Genomic DNA, 14,014 nt, shown 5'->3' on the forward strand with positions numbered 1-14,014 from the left:
TAATCTGATATTTCGACTTATTAAAAAAACAATGAGCAGGCTTAGCTCATTAAAATTACAAAATATTGCACTCTATGCTTATACGAATCTCATTCAACAAAAAACTGCTGATCAGTTATATACTAACCTTACATTATCAATCCATAACTTACTATCGGGCGCACCAATGTAGGCACCGCCCTCATAACTGGCCGAAAAAAGAATAATAACATGCGTTATGGCCTCTTTGTCATCGCTCCAGCCTTCCTCAACATACGAAACACTTTGCCCCCGGCTATTGAGCGCGTAATATGGATCATCATCTCCGATCAAATCCATGAATGGGCGGTACGTCACATGCTGCCTTGCATCTCCATAAATAACTGGCATACGGTAGTCATTCACCCAGCCATCAGTGGTCTTCTCCAGGCGCTGCCAGGCGGTACCAACGCGTTTAACATGCAGCTTACCATCACTGTCTTCCGTGCGGCTCTGTAATATCATGTACACTTCGGCACAATCGGGTCCGGCTACTTCTCGCACTCGAAAACCACCGGTAGCCTGCAAACGCTTTTGACCGGCAATCAACTTATAGTCAAAAGATAAAGCATCGGGAGCACTCGTAAACGGTATACCCATCAGTGTATTGTGGCGCGGATCATCAGGTTCAGTAATCGGGTCGACCATACGCCCTGTAAACAGACTTCCTGAGGCTATCGCCTTTACGTTGACAATACCCAGTACCACCACCTTTTTTAGATTCGTCTCCAGTCGGGCGCAATATCCATTACCCCGGGGCTCATGAAAAACAGACTGATTTGCAGCCGTAACACCCACTTCGGCTCTTACATTGGAACTGGCCCAAGGCGTAAGATGCTCAATGGGCTGATCACGTTTTTGATAAGCCGCATCATCGGGACCCGGCTCGTAATAAATTACCTCTGCCCCCCCTATAAAACGCGACTCCCTGACGTAACGCGACCACCATGAATCCATATCTCCATATTGCACTTGCTCCCCTGCTTGTTGCTGTGCAAGGCCAAGCTGCATACTAGCGAAGCCTGTTAAACACCATAAAAAAAATTTCAAATTCATATCAAATCATTACTTCAAACCATTAGCTCCCTTAAAAATATCATTTTTTCGGCTCTTATTCTGAATTATATTAAACATACCAAATGTTAATAAAGATCAAAGCAAGCCTTTAAGATGCCTCAGCTCTTTGGTTACTGAAAGACATAGCTGCCCCGAACTTCAATAATTAAGGATGGAATGAAGAATGACATACTTGAAATGTAATACGAAAAAAGTGAAATTTGAGTGTCACCTTCACTTCATCTAAAAAATGTTAACGACTTCATGTTGGTTTAAGCAGTAAGCTGGCTGACAACAATTATCAAAAGCCTAAATATCCAAAGCAACAACTAAATGATCCAATAGCTGGCATCTCATTCTCTACGCCCATTACTAGCACGCAGGAGGCAAAAAAATACACATCTTATGTTGCTTATAATATGCTAATTACATCGCAATACTAATAACGGAGTAACAAAACAATAGCTTTAATTATACTAATTGGACTTAAATTTATGGCCGAAAACAACACATAATTCAAGAAAATGGAAAATAAACATGTAGGATTAATCAGTTTAGGGGGCTACCTTCCTGCTAAACAATTAAAAGAAAATCAAGCAGAAAAGTTAGTGCAATACTTAAGGAAGCATACCCAATTGCACCCTGATTACATAAGCGATATCGAACGCAGCGGCCAGTTACCCGGCACCATTGAAACCAACTACGACGGTTGGGAAAGCAAGCCATGGTATGAAGCCTGGGTAAAAAGTCTGCCGGAAAAAAAACGCTCCAATCCTTTCCAAGGAACTACTGAGCGCCGCCGTGTGCCTTTGGATCCGATTTCCGTAAAGGAATCTGTAGTACCCCATCCCATGCTACCATCAGACGCAGAAACCATTGCTGGTGCACTAGCGATCATCAATGCGGGCATTGATCCGGATGAAATTGATCTGGTTCTTTCTCACTCTCAGGTACCCGATCGACCTTTGCCCACCAACGCCTCTTTGATACAGGAGAAGCTTGGACTGCGCAATGCTGGTGCCTACTCGATAGATACCTGCTGTTCCACTTTTGTAACCATGATGGAGGTAGCAACGGCTTTGGTGAAAACCGGAATCAAGAAAAAGGTCTTGATCGTTAGCAGCATCCTCGATAGCATTATCAACGATAAATCAACCTACTGGAGTGTTGACACCGGCGATGCTGCTCTGGCAGGTATAATTACCAATGTAGATGAAGGCGAAGGCTATTTAAGCTCCTTCTCAAACAGCCACGGCGACCGCCATGATGGAGTTGTTTTTACCGAGCGCTCACCCATGCTATTTAAACGGGCTGAACTGGGATCTGACTGCAAGCAACATTTTGTAACTTTTCTGAATCAGGATGCCCTTAAAAGCATTGCAAAAAATGCACCATCTGATCTTAAATACGCTGTTGACCAAACACTTAATAAAATCAATTATCAAATTGATAATATTGACTTTTTTGTTACACATCAACCGGTAGCCTGGGCTGGGAATGCCTGGCGCGAGGCCATTAATATTCCTGAGGATAAGTTTTTCCAGACCTTTGAAAAATACGCTAACATAGCCACGTGCAGCGCCGGCGTTAATTTACTTGAAGCCATTGAAAATGGAAGAATCAAGGCTGGTGACAATGTACTAATTGCCTCATCCGGTGCTGGAGAGAACCACATCGCTTTAGTGATGAAAATTCCAGCCCAATTAATTACCAACTGCCAATAAAAAATCACGGGGTGTTATCTGGCCGGTAGCACCCCATTATATTTAAATGCACCAACGCATGGCTAAACTTGCCACGGCCCAATTGGACCCAAAGTCAGACAGCATCAGATAATCGCCTTTATTTAACCTTCCTTTTCCAATAGCATCTTTTATAATAACAGGTATACTTGCTGTTTCCAGGCAGGCTGTAGTGGCAATCGTATCATGTACCCTATCGTAATCTATACCTATGTTACGAGCCCATGCCTCACTAAGCCCTTTAAACTTCTGACCAAAGACAAACAAATCATAGTTCTGTGCCTCATGCCCCAGGTGCTTCAATACTTTTTTCACCGATTGCGGAATATACTTCTCGGTGCGTGCTTTGTGCTTTTCAAAACTACCCTCTCCCACGGTAAAAAACGGTTTAATACCATAGCCTTTGTCAAACAAGCTATTGCATCCACCCATCACCTTCACGTATCCGGCCTCGTCATCAACCTCCCATGAGCTAAGATGAAAGCCCTGAATACCAAAACCTACGTCTGCGCGTTTTAGCAAAAAGGCACCTGCCCCTTCCCCCACCAATAAGGCTTTCATATTATCCCCAGGCGTGTTTTTCAGAATGGTTTCTGACGCAACCACCAGTACAGTTTGATAAAAACCACTTGCAATGAAAGAAGCTGCTACACTAAGTGTGTAAATCATACCGGCAAAGCCCTGATCTATATTCATAGCGGCAGCCTGAGCTGCACCAATTTTTGTTTGTATAAGCGTTGAGTTAGGCGGTGTTAATCGGCTCATATCCTTTGAAACACCTGTTACCAATACTAAATCTACATTAGCCGCATCGGTTTCACTGTGCTGCAAAGCATCCATTGCGGCTTTAACAGCCATATCATTTATATCTTCATCGGCTGAATAATGCCTATTTTTAACACCGGCTATCTGATCAATAAAGATTTTTTCAGCAGCACTTAGCCTAAGCTGTCGAAAATCATCATTCCCCAAAATCATTGGTGGCAGGTAAGCCCCCACACCATATATTCCAACAGGAATCTGGGGCACAACAACGGGCGCATCAGATAAAGTTATTTTGCGATCAAGCTTTTTCATCCTTTGGTTTTTAAAATACTTAACCATAAAAAAATCCTGCCCTTGGGCAGGATTCTGCAACCATCTTTAGTTCTTCGTTTGTGCATCAAGCCACGCTTCGGCCTCTGCATAATCGGCAAATTCCATCTTGGGCATGTTTGAACTCTTTGTCACCTTACCCAACTGACTTTTTGCGATAGCACTTTGTGGCACAATCTCTGCTACCTTAAACATACCGGCTTGAGCCAGTGCCACCTGAGTTTCTTGCTGCTTAGGCACCAAGTCCAAAGGCAGTGTTTTCAACTCACGCATATCGGCCACCACAGTAAAGCCGCTTTTTACCTGACTCAATGCAGTTGCCTGATCGGCAGCGTATTGATCAACCACTTCCGCTTTTGCCCAAAAACCTTTGCACAAAATGTATAGGCGATTCTTCTCTCCATCAACGCTAAGCTCATAATTGGCGTTGGACACAACTACTTTCTTCATCTTTATAGTTTTTAATTCCGTTCGGGCTATAATACACCATTTATAACTTTTTGTTACACTGAATGAGCATTTTTTTGATAATTAAAACATGACAATAATCACAAAGATAAAGAATAAAACATTCTACATCATTTTGATAACCTTTCCTTTACCGATCCGTATACATGGCCTGATATAAACAATCAACAACAAAATAATTAAAACAACCATGTTTGGAAAACATTTTAAAGGAAAAGAATCACCATCAACGGATGTGGGTAAAAAATCAATTGCCAAAGGCATCACCAATAATGCCATACTGCTATTTAGCATCTCCACACTGGCTATTCTATCGGTAACGCTTTATTTCTTTCGGAAGGAAATTATGCACAGCAGTGTTATGTACGGTGATTTATCACTAAGAAATGGTGCCGCACGTATTGAACACCACCTATCGAAACAATATGTAACGATGCAGGAGTTAAGTCAGGCCTTTAATTACCACCTGGCCAATGACCAGGGTAAGAATGGTGGTGCCGTATTTTTTATGGATTATCTGGATAAACTGATGAAACGCACCGATGGCATTGATGCTGTATTTGCCATACTGGAACCGGGCACCTTTGCGGATAAGCCGGATAGACAGGGAATACTTCCTTTATCAGAATTTTATACTGAAACAGGGCATTTTACAAGCTTATTGACCAAGCAGCAGAACAAACGGATGGATGACTTTTCAGAAGCTCTCTATTACCAGCAGCCACGCTCCACACTCAAGTCATTTGTTTCAAACCCTTTTACATACAGTCTTAACGATCGGCCCCAACAGCTATACAGCATCGCTTTTCCTCTGATCATCGATGCTGAATTTAAAGGTGTAATTGGCTGTATGATTAACCTGCAAACATTAACCGAAGAAAGTGACAAAATACATATTTATGAAGGAAAGTCCAGCGTAGCCCTACTCGACAATAAAGGCAACTACCTAACTCACAACCATCAGCCCGAACTCATTGGACAAAACCTGAGTGTAAACTGCCTCAACCCGGAAGAACGCATCGAAAACCTTCAGAAAGGACATGTTGACAACTGGTTTGAAGGCCCGGTAGGATGCATTACCAATCCCATAAGGCTAAACGAACACCAGCTGCCCTGGCAGCTACAGGCTAAAGTGCATGCCAAGTATGTATTTAAAAATGTGATTGAAGCCGCCTATTGGATTATCCCCATCATCTTTCTCTGTATCACCATGTTTTTTGTCCTGATCCGCTGGATGATTAAGCGCGACATTAAACCCCTGGCCCAACTGAGTCTGATCAGCGAAACCATTGCACAAGGCGATTTAACCCAGCGTATGGAGATCAACTCGGAGAATGAAATTGGCGTGCTGGCACATAGCTTTCAGACCATGACAGATAAGCTCAGCGTATTTATACGTGATGTGCAAACCGGTGCTGAAAACATAAATAATGCATCGCAGCAAGTGAGCAGTAGCAGTCATACACTAAGCTCATCCACCACCGAGCAAGCCAGCGTGAGTGAGGAGATTAGCAGTAATATGGAAGAAATGGCTGCCAGTGTTCAACAGAATGCCGATAAGAGTCAGGAGTTTCGCCAATCCACCAAGGATGCCAGCAACAAAATGAATAGCATAAACGAGCAAGCGAAGATTGCCACTCAACTGCAACACGAGGTAGTAGCCCAGGTAAAAGTCGTAAACGACATTGCGCAAAATATTAAGATACTGGCGTTAAATGCCGCAGTGGAAGCGGCTCGTGCGGGCGAGCATGGTAAAGGTTTTGCTGTGGTGGCGCGCGAGGTGCAAAAACTAAGCGAAACAACGACCATCGCCTCTGCACAGATCAGCGATAAAATACAACTGAGCGCCGCGTCAGCCGTGCAGGCCACTGCTTTAATACAGGAGATTAGCCCAATGTTGGAGAAGCTAAACGAAGGTAGTATTGAAATTGATGCCGCTTCGCAGGAGCAATCGCAAAATATTCAACAAGTAACCAACGCAGCCCAGTTGGTGAACAACACCACCCAAAGTAATGCGGCCTCAGCGGAAGAACTGGCCAGCACTTCGGAAGAACTGAACGCACAAGCGGAACGTTTAGCTGAAATGGTAAGCCACTTTAAGATTTAAACTTAGCCACGGTCTGCAAACCCAAAGCGGCTGCCCATATTGGACAGCCGCTTTTTTTCTATAGACCTTATCTTTTCCAATTTTTAAAACTTTGGAAAAGTTATTTTCATAGGCTTGATGTTAGTCCAAAACATGATAGAGCCATGACTAACAGAACCATCCTAAGCAAATGTTTACCTGACTTTTACCCTTTAATGGGCAGATCGCCCTTAACCGCTTCGTCAGCTGCTTTCGCCATCTTCATAATTTCTTTTACCACTTTAGGATATTTGTCAGCCACATTGGTATTTTCTCCCACATCACTTGTAAGGTCGTACAATTGTGGCGTATCAAAGGTACCGGTCCAATGTTTACCGGGTAATATCAACTTCCAGTTTTGATAACGAACACTCATCAAACCACCGGTAGCTTTAAAACCATAAATCGCCTCATGTGGTGATTTCGCACCAGCTTCACCTTTCATCAGGGGTAAGATATTCTTACCATCGATTACACGGTCTTTGGGTATTTCAGCGCCTGCCAGATGTGCAAAAGTAGTGAACAGGTCCATGGCCGCCACGGGCTCGTCACAAGTAGTTCCGGCCGGTATCTGTCCGGGCCAGGTCATGATGCATGATACCCGGATACCGCCGTCAAAACGCTCCTGGTATTTACCTCCCCGCAGCAGATGTTCGCGATTGGGATCGGTAAAACCAAAGCGTCCGTAACAATTTTCCAGCTCTTCATCCTTATGGATAAGCGGTCCGTTATCCGACGAAAATACGATGATGGTGTTATCCTCTATCCCCAGGCGCTTCAGTGTTTTCATGATAATACCCACCGAAGTATCCAGATATTCCACCGCATCGCCATAAGCCGCCGCTTTACTGCGCCCCTCAAAACCTTTAGGTACAAACCAGGGCGTATGGGTTTCGATATTGGCATACTGCAGATAAAAGGGCTTTTGAGTTTCCTTTACCGAGCGGTAGATAAATTTGCAGGCCTCACGGGTAAACAGCGCCGGCAGCTCAGCCAAATCATTATTATCGCAACGCTTGATTATTTGAGCCTGTTTAATCAATGGAATAGCCGGATCACTCACGCCATTGGGGCGCCAACCGCTGTTACCAATTCGTTCGGGGCCATGATCGTTGGGATAAGGTATACCCAAAAACTCATCAAAGCCATGTACACAGGGCAGGTACTGGGGCAAATGCCCCAAATGCCACTTACCATATAAACCCGTAGTATAGCCCTGCTCTTTCAGCAACTCCGTAACAGACACCTCCTGCTCATCCTCCAATCCATGTTTTGAGTGGGGAAACAAAACATACAGCCCTTGGCCCTCATTAATACGCGGTGCATATCGCCCGGTCAGCAAGGCTGCACGCGATGGTGTACAGGTACCGTGCGGCGCATAGAAGCTGGTAAACTTCATTCCTTTGGCTGCGAGTGCATCCAGGTTGGGGGTGGAAATATCTTTAGAACCAAAGCAACTTAAGTCGTCGTAACCCACATCATCGGCTAAAATATGAATGATATTGGGTTTTGTATTTTCCTGTGCCAACACCTGTGTACACAGAAACAATGCTGCAAATATTATTAACTTTCCCATCTTATTAATTATTTTATTTCAATTGACTAAAATCGATTTCAGGTTGCATACCCTTTGGCGCTCTTTCGAAATACTGATCGAAAGCCACACGCTCGCTGAAAAACCCACAGTTTTTCATAAAGAATTTACCTTCGTGAACACCTCCGGCATAATCCAGGCGGGCATCCTTGTGAGCCGTAGCATCAGCAGTAAACCGGGCCTTGGTCAGCTCTTGCCACTGACCATCGGCATTGCATACCCATTGATTGGTATAGTAAGCCATGCGGCTGACATTACCCATCTGCGTCATAAAATTCTCAAGAAAGGAATGAGGACGCTTGATGTAGGTCGATGTCTTTGGACGGCGAAAGCTGGCAACCAATTGCCACTCATCGATCTCCGGATCCATAAACCAAGCCGTGTAATCGGTACTATTATTGACAGATGGTTGCGCCTTCAACAAAAATTTATAGGTTTGACCGGCTTTCCAGTTATATCTGCGATAACTTTGACCTCCCGAACCTTCATTCCCAAATTTACCGGTATTAACACCCTCACCTTTCTTAAGCAGTTGGATGCGCTGACCTTCGGGTATCTCGTTGGGATTATCGGTTTTATAAGGACTCCACACCGAAAATAAGATTCGCCTTTCGGTGGGTGAATTCACCTGAATGCCAAAGTAACCTTCGGCAAAACCATTGGCCATAAAGTACGAACCCAGAACATCCTGTCCCTCGGGTACGGTAATTTCATTATAAAAGTATTCGATGTCGCCAAACCCTTCAGGCACTTGATAGCCCAGGTGAACCGAAGGTCCCCGTCGGCCCCAATAAAAACTATCCTTCACATAATATACAGAATCACTTACGGCTTCACCAGCCAGCAACAGATCCTTCAACAATACAAATGACTCACTTGACTTATCAACACCCTTCAATACTACTTCATGATAGCCGGGTTCTGTTATGGTAAAAACTCCCGCATTACTATTATGCCAGCTGGTATCAGAAAATGTCAACATCTCCTCCTCTCCTTTAAAGCACAACTTAATTTTTGAAGGGCCACCTGTTGATTTAGCATTCAAACCAAGTTGAATTTCGCCTGTTTTTTCGGTGCGAAAATAAATTCTGATCCCGCTATTTTCATCATTCATCCGATATGAGCCATCCTTATCGAAGGGGGTTCTGTAATGACCAACTTCATCGCCAATTTGCCAGGCATTTCCCTGAAGTGGAACACTTATATTATAATTAATTACCTTTTCTGGAGCACAGGATAAAATACTTATTATCAAGGCCAGGGTTGCAACATACTTTTGTTTCATGTGTTTAAATGTGTTTTGATTAGTCACATGGAACTCACCAAATTGTCATCCTACTGTATGAGAATCTACCGCATGGATCGTTTCATATGACTTATTCGTTAGCATTTTGAAATTGAGATTATTATATAAGGAGAGACAGCTGATATTGATTCATATGCAACTCCCTCTCCTTAATCTTTCCAATTTATTTATCCAGTCGAATGGATTCAATAGCAAAGATAAAATTCACCCAATGGGGCTTTTCACTATCGAGTACCTGACTGATCATTTGAATAGCCACTAATTAATTCGCTTAACCACAAACCTGCCATCGTCGCCGATCTTAAAATGATCGGTTTTACCCCCCCGGATGCAGTACGCACCCTGCTGACCAGGTTGTCCCATAATTTCAGCTTTTAACAGATGTCCATCGGCCCATTGGATGTCGACCGTAAAATTACCCCTGGCCTTCAAGCCTTTGATATATCCATCTTTCCATTGCTCAGGCAGAGCGGGCAACAAATCAATTCGATCGGTATGCGACTGTAAAAGCATTTCAGCGAGGCCGGCACAGCCACCCATGTTACCATCCAACTGAAAAGGCGGATGCGCGCATAATAAATTATTATAAGAGCCACTACCGACAGATGCCTTGCTCCCTGGAACAAGCGCCGGCTTTAACAACCTGCGAAATAAAGCATAAGCGCGATCACCATCTTTTAAACGCGCCCAGAAATTCACTTTCCAGGCCAAGGACCAACCGGTACCTCCATCGCCACGGGCATTTAAACTGACCTTAGCCGCTTCGGCCAAGGCCGGCGTTTGATCGATGTTTATTTGTTTACCGGGATGTAAGGCATATAAATGCGAAACATGACGATGTTTACTATCCGGATTATCCACATCCTCTTTCCACTCCTGCAACTGTCCCCAACTGCCAATCATAGGCGGGCAAATACGATCTCTAATAGCTTTAGCCTGCTGTTTAAAGTCCTTATCGTCGCCCAACACATCACAGGCCTCGATGCAGTTACTTAAAAGGTCCCAGGCCATTTGATGATCCATGGAAGCACCAGCTGAAATACCACCGTGCTCGGGCGAATACGACGGGCATGAAACCAGATAGCCGCTCTCATCTTCGATCAGGTAATCCATCCAGAATAAAGCCGCTTCTTTCATTAAAGGATAACCTGTCTTCCGTAAAAAGTCCTCATCCTGGGTAAAGCAATAATGCTCCCACACATGCTGACATAACCAGGCGGCACCACCGGGAAAAAATCCCCAGGGTAGACCCCAGCCCTGGGCTGTGTATCCAAACGGATTATTCATGGTATTGACAATCCAGCCACGGGCGTTGAAAAACTCCCGGGCAGACACCTGACCAGGCTCTACCAGGCTTTCCATATAAGTGAACAAGGGTTGATGGCATTCGGGCAGGTTAGCAACTTCGGCCGGCCAATACAACATTTGCTGATTAATATTCATATGGTAGTCGCAGGCCCAGGGCGGATTGGTACTGTTATTCCATTTCCCCTGCAAATTAAGTGGCATTGTTCCCGGCCGTGAGGCGGAAATCATGAGGTAACGACTATACTGAAAATACAAGGCTTCGAAAGCCAAATCTTCGCTTCCTTCGGCAAAAGCCTGCAAGCGAAGGTCCGTAGGGATCGTATCGCGCTTATTGGCTCCAAGGTTAAGCTCTACCCGCTTAAACAAATCCTGGTAGTCGTTACGATGACGTTCTCGCAGTTCTTCATACGTCATGGTGGCCAATCGATTTAGCACCTCCCTGTTTTGGGCCCGGTAATCGGCACCTTTATAATGCGGATATTGCAATGTGTAATCGGTTGCCGCCGTATGATAAAGGATTAAATATTCGGCATTGGTAACCCTTAGGGTACCTGCCTCATAACTAACATCGCCATCTGATTCAACCTTTAAGCAGGTTTCGAAGGCCATCTGATTATCTTTCACATGTCCTTTCCAAAAATAAATCCCATCTGTGAATTCTTCACCCTGCTTTACATGCGGTATTTGCAGGCTTACCTGGTAATCCGCCGGGGCATCGCTTTCAAATTTATAGGCCAACACTTTTTCCGGATAACTTCCAAAATAAGTTCGCTTATACTGCACATCATCCACCCGATACGTCACTCTACCTTCTGAATTGGCAAGGTCTAACTGTCGTTTATAATCAACCGCCTGATTCGCATGCTTAACCTCAACATACAAATCGCCCATGGTTTGCTGGGCACCGTAATCGCCAAAAGAACCACTGCCATCGGTAGCATGAGTTACGCCGGTAAGATGTTTTTGTGTTAAGCGATGAGCAGCCTGCAGATCGCCCGCTTTCAGTAAACGGCGTATTGCATCCAGATGTTTCCAGGCTTCCTGACGATTTCCTCCATTGTAATCAGGATGTGCCCCGGGACCTCCGCTCCATAGCGTTCCTTCGGTAAACTGGATCTGCTCGCGATTGATATCACCAAAAAACATGGCCCCCATATAACCATTTCCTATGGGCAACGCTTCCGTCATCCAATCCTTTGCCGGTTGCGTGTACCACAAGGTAAGATCGTGGTCCGCGTTATGATCCGGCTGACATGCTAACAATAGCAGCACGTAAAATAAAATTACAAGTTGTTTCATGTGTCCCTAATTTGTTACGCTATTACCAAACAAAAAGAGCCAACAAAATTGTTTTCCTAAGCGCGAAAACCTTCCGATGGCTCGTTTCATTTAATTATTGATATTTCATTTTAATGATTAGTATCTGTTTCATTATTTTTTTATAGGATTTAAAGCCCATAATATTAGCCATCAATTCTTTACATTCACACGCGGTAACACAAACTTCTGATAGGTGAACCTGCCATTTGCCAGGTCGCCATTACACTCCTTAATTAAAATCGCTTTAAGCTTCTCCACTTTTTCAGGATATTGGTCAGCCAGGTCATTTTCCTCCCGGTAATCATCCGGTAAATAATAAAGCTGGAAAATATTTTTTGAATATAGGTTACGCAGCTTCCAGCCGTCTTTGGTGATGATGGTTCCCCCATGCATGGATGCATTAACCACATAGTCGTGCTCCACCTTCGACCTCCGCTTCAACAACAAAGGCAACAAGGATATACCATCCTTATCTTCCTCCAAATTAACACCGAGCATATCCGCCATGGTTGGCAACAAATCGTAATTAGCTACGAGATTATCAATTACTTTCCCCTCTCGGATTTCACCGGGCCACTTAACGATCAAGGGCACTCGTAGTCCGCCTTCCCAATTACTATATTTTAAGCCAGCCATACCATCGTTGCCGTTAAACACATCCCCTCCCAATTCTGAATAATACTTTGTGGTAATGTTATCAAAAAATTCACCAGTTTGCATGTTACGAACAGGTTTCAGTATCCTTCCTTCCTGGGAGTAATAGATCTCATGGCCATTATCTGAACTAAAGATCACCATGGTATTATCCTCCAGTCCTATTTTTTTTAGCTCCTGCATGATAATGCCCACATGGTCGTCGAGCAATTTTACCATAGAAGCATATTCTTTTTCGATCTGCGTCAGTCGATCATCAGACTTGTAATCGGCATGCACTTCTGGAATAGCCACCGGTCCGTGCGGCAATTGAGTAGGATGAAACAAAAAGAAAGGCCGGTGTTTATTTGTACGGATAAAGTCGAGCATTTTTTCAAGAAACAGATCCTGCGAATACACGCTTTTACCTTCCATGTTCCACCTTTCTGCATAGGTTTTAGCCGTTTCCCGCTCTAAAGATTTACCACAGTTTTTACGGGTGTTGCCAGGAATATCCACTTTTTTCCCATTTTCGTACATATAAGGCGCATAAAAACCATGGGCCATCACATGATCGAGGTAACCGTAATAATAATCCCAACCATGTTGTTCCATTTCCTCAAACGACACCGAAAAGCCCCACTCCAATTTACCTACCTGCCCGGTTACATAACCAGCCTGTTTAAATACCTCTGCCAAGGTGGTTAACTTGGGGTCTGCATCCTTTGTTTGATGGTAAATAGCTGCCGAAATATCATCTGAACTAACTTCACCTGAATAGGCCTGCATATAGGCTCCACCACCCGTTATTTTCCATTTATTGGCGTGGGCATCGTGATAGCCGGTTAACAAACTGGCCCTGGCTGGGGCACAAAACATACTGCCACGAACGTTATCGAATCGCAAGCCTTCATCGGCCAAACGATCGATATGGGGTGTTTTTACAATTTCCTGACCTTCGTGCGACAGCATGCCCCGCCCCAGGTCATCGGCATAAATAAACACGACATTGGGTAAGCGACGCTTTTGTGCCGCCATATTTTCACCCCCTAAAAGCCCGACTAAACTCAGCAGGCATATAAATAATTTCTTCATAAAATTTAGCTTAGCAATATATTTAATAACAAGTAGTAATATTCCATACATTACCTTTTCCGGAGCAAATGATATTACACTTATCATCAAGGCCAGCATTACAATGTATCTACTGTTGACTATAAGAATGTTTTATTAAACTTTAAAGTTGGCATTACTCTTAAAAGAACCCATATACAGTTTACAACCGTATTATCACATTGCTTAATATCAAGTGTTATTCACAATTTTATTTTCAAATCTCCAAACAACTT

At 43.9% G+C, this 14,014-nt stretch carries 9 protein-coding genes; 2 read left to right on the forward strand and 7 right to left on the reverse strand.

Going from position 1 to position 14,014, the window contains the following annotated elements; all coding sequences use genetic code 11:
* Positions 1-111: 111 nt before the first annotated feature.
* On the reverse strand, positions 112-1,074 hold the full coding sequence (locus ACRD7A_RS08125; protein WP_430810753.1) for a PCMD domain-containing protein: 963 nt from the start codon (positions 1,072-1,074) through the stop codon (positions 112-114).
* Between the two features lie 524 nt (positions 1,075-1,598).
* On the opposite strand from ACRD7A_RS08125, the gene ACRD7A_RS08130 reads away from it, so the two are divergent.
* The gene (locus tag ACRD7A_RS08130; protein WP_430810752.1) at positions 1,599-2,798 is read left to right on the forward strand and encodes a 3-oxoacyl-ACP synthase III family protein; all 1,200 of its coding nucleotides are present in this window, start codon (positions 1,599-1,601) and stop codon (positions 2,796-2,798) included.
* 42 nt (positions 2,799-2,840) lie between these two features.
* Here ACRD7A_RS08130 and ACRD7A_RS08135 read toward each other — a convergent pair whose 3' ends face one another.
* Positions 2,841-3,893, reverse strand: coding sequence for a 3-oxoacyl-ACP synthase III family protein (locus tag ACRD7A_RS08135; RefSeq protein ID WP_430810751.1), 1,053 nt, complete (start codon positions 3,891-3,893; stop codon positions 2,841-2,843).
* 66 nt (positions 3,894-3,959) lie between these two features.
* Entirely contained in the window at positions 3,960-4,361 is a 402-nt protein-coding gene (locus tag ACRD7A_RS08140) for a hypothetical protein (RefSeq protein ID WP_430810750.1), read from the reverse strand.
* A gap of 208 nt (positions 4,362-4,569) precedes the next feature.
* Here ACRD7A_RS08140 and ACRD7A_RS08145 point away from each other — a divergent pair, with 208 nt between their 5' ends.
* The gene (locus ACRD7A_RS08145) at positions 4,570-6,486 is read left to right on the forward strand and encodes a methyl-accepting chemotaxis protein (RefSeq protein ID WP_430810749.1); all 1,917 of its coding nucleotides are present in this window, start codon (positions 4,570-4,572) and stop codon (positions 6,484-6,486) included.
* A gap of 184 nt (positions 6,487-6,670) precedes the next feature.
* On the opposite strand, the gene ACRD7A_RS08150 is transcribed toward ACRD7A_RS08145, so the two are convergent.
* The 4 genes from ACRD7A_RS08150 to ACRD7A_RS08165 all read right to left on the reverse strand — a co-directional run bounded on the left by ACRD7A_RS08150 (position 6,671) and on the right by ACRD7A_RS08165 (position 13,760).
* On the reverse strand, positions 6,671-8,080 hold the full coding sequence (locus ACRD7A_RS08150; protein ID WP_430810748.1) for a sulfatase family protein: 1,410 nt from the start codon (positions 8,078-8,080) through the stop codon (positions 6,671-6,673).
* Positions 8,081-8,093: 13 nt separating this feature from the next.
* Complete coding sequence (locus ACRD7A_RS08155) at positions 8,094-9,383, reverse strand: DUF3472 domain-containing protein (RefSeq protein WP_430810747.1); 1,290 nt, start codon at positions 9,381-9,383, stop codon at positions 8,094-8,096.
* A 279-nt stretch (positions 9,384-9,662) separates the two neighbouring features.
* The gene (locus ACRD7A_RS08160; RefSeq protein ID WP_430810746.1) at positions 9,663-12,011 is read right to left on the reverse strand and encodes a glycoside hydrolase family 95 protein; all 2,349 of its coding nucleotides are present in this window, start codon (positions 12,009-12,011) and stop codon (positions 9,663-9,665) included.
* A gap of 171 nt (positions 12,012-12,182) precedes the next feature.
* Positions 12,183-13,760: an arylsulfatase gene (locus ACRD7A_RS08165; RefSeq protein ID WP_430810745.1), complete on the reverse strand. Its 1,578-nt coding sequence runs from the start codon at positions 13,758-13,760 to the stop codon at positions 12,183-12,185.
* Positions 13,761-14,014: the final 254 nt, after the last annotated feature.

This window comes from Carboxylicivirga longa (assembly GCF_050589825.1).
GTDB lineage: Bacteria > Bacteroidota > Bacteroidia > Bacteroidales > Marinilabiliaceae > Carboxylicivirga > Carboxylicivirga longa.

Bases quoted from the DNA above. Each gene is read 5' to 3' on its own strand.
- ACRD7A_RS08155 (WP_430810747.1), bottom strand. From the start codon at position 9,383: ATGAAACAAAAGTATGTTGCAACCCTGGCCTTGATAATAAGTATTTTA.
- ACRD7A_RS08145 (WP_430810749.1), top strand. From the start codon at position 4,570: ATGTTTGGAAAACATTTTAAAGGAAAAGAATCACCATCAACGGATGTG.
- ACRD7A_RS08160 (WP_430810746.1), bottom strand. From the start codon at position 12,011: ATGAAACAACTTGTAATTTTATTTTACGTGCTGCTATTGTTAGCATGT.
- ACRD7A_RS08125 (WP_430810753.1), bottom strand. From the start codon at position 1,074: ATGAATTTGAAATTTTTTTTATGGTGTTTAACAGGCTTCGCTAGTATG.
- ACRD7A_RS08165 (WP_430810745.1), bottom strand. From the start codon at position 13,760: ATGAAGAAATTATTTATATGCCTGCTGAGTTTAGTCGGGCTTTTAGGG.
- ACRD7A_RS08130 (WP_430810752.1), top strand. From the start codon at position 1,599: ATGGAAAATAAACATGTAGGATTAATCAGTTTAGGGGGCTACCTTCCT.
- ACRD7A_RS08150 (WP_430810748.1), bottom strand. From the start codon at position 8,080: ATGGGAAAGTTAATAATATTTGCAGCATTGTTTCTGTGTACACAGGTG.
- ACRD7A_RS08140 (WP_430810750.1), bottom strand. From the start codon at position 4,361: ATGAAGAAAGTAGTTGTGTCCAACGCCAATTATGAGCTTAGCGTTGAT.
- ACRD7A_RS08135 (WP_430810751.1), bottom strand. From the start codon at position 3,893: ATGAAAAAGCTTGATCGCAAAATAACTTTATCTGATGCGCCCGTTGTT.